This is a genomic window from Bradyrhizobium manausense (assembly GCF_018129685.1).
GTDB classification, from domain to species: Bacteria; Pseudomonadota; Alphaproteobacteria; order Rhizobiales; family Xanthobacteraceae; genus Bradyrhizobium; species Bradyrhizobium manausense_D.
Genome location: NZ_JAFCLG010000058.1, coordinates 1 through 1,094, shown reverse-complemented (window position 1 = coordinate 1,094; position 1,094 = coordinate 1). Strand labels below are relative to the sequence as shown.

At 63.0% G+C, this 1,094-nt stretch carries 1 protein-coding gene; it reads right to left on the bottom strand.

The genetic code is table 11. The features are described from left to right. Window positions 1–929: IS110 family transposase (locus tag JQ621_RS35275; protein ID WP_212241805.1), on the bottom strand; the 929-nt coding region annotated here is incomplete at its 3' end. Window positions 930–1,094: the final 165 nt, after the last annotated feature.

Genomic DNA, 1,094 nt, shown 5'->3' with positions numbered 1-1,094 from the left:
TCGACCTTATAGATTTTTCGGTCGCGCAGCATGGCGTTGAGGATGGTCAGCAGCTTCCTGGCGACAGCAATGAGGGCGAGTTTTGCTGGTTTGCCGGCCTGGCGAAGCCGACCGTAAAAGACTTTGAAGCGGTCGGCGCGGCGAACGGCGTTGAGAGCAGCCATGTAGAGGGCGTCGCGGACCCGCTTTCGTCCGCCGCCGATCTTGCGCTTGCCGCGGTAGGCCCCACTGTCAACATTGAAGGGAGCTAGGCCGGCAAGAGCGGACACCTCCTTCGGCCCGAGACGGCCAAGTTCGGGCATCTGGGTGAGGAGTTGCATGCAGGCGACGGGTCCTACGCCCGGCACCGAGCGTATCAATTGTGCATCGTCCGCAAGCTCCGGCTCGGCTTTGATGAGCGCATTGATCTCGGTTTCGATCTCAGCGATCTCATCATTGAGGACCTCGATGAGGCGAGCGATGCGTTCCGCCATGGCGCGGTCCTCGGCTTCGCTGCGGCGGTTCTTTTCCTGGGCCCGCATGGCAACCAGCTGGTCCCGTCGTTTTGCAAGCCTTGCCAAAGCGTTGCGGGCGGGTGTAGCGGCCTGCTCGGTGGCGGGCTTCATGGCGCGGGCGAAGGCCGCCAGCATCCGCGCATCGATCGGATCGGTCTTGGCGAGCTGGCCGCTGGCGCGGGCAAAGTCGCGGGCACGGGCCGGATTGATCCGGGCAAAGCGAACCCCGGCCTGACGCAGCGCTTCGCGAAGCTCAAGGTCGTAGACCCCCGTGGCCTCAAAGACGACCAGCGCATCGCATCGCCAACGCGCCACCAGCTGTGTGATGGCCTGTGTCGCGTTGTCGATGCGTTCCGAGGCACCGATGGCCTCATCGAAAATATCGAGATGATGTTTGGAGACGTCGATTCCGACGCAACGAAGGGGTATGATCATGGTGCCTGTCCCTGTGATGCGAGGTCTGTTGGCGCAGCCTCGTGCAACTGTTCAGGTTGGTGATGGAACGGGCGGGAGACCGAGCCGGCTCACGGCGTCAAGCGCCAAGGACCCAACGGCTTCCCGCCCACTCTCATCATGACAGACTTTCCAGACACAGGGACC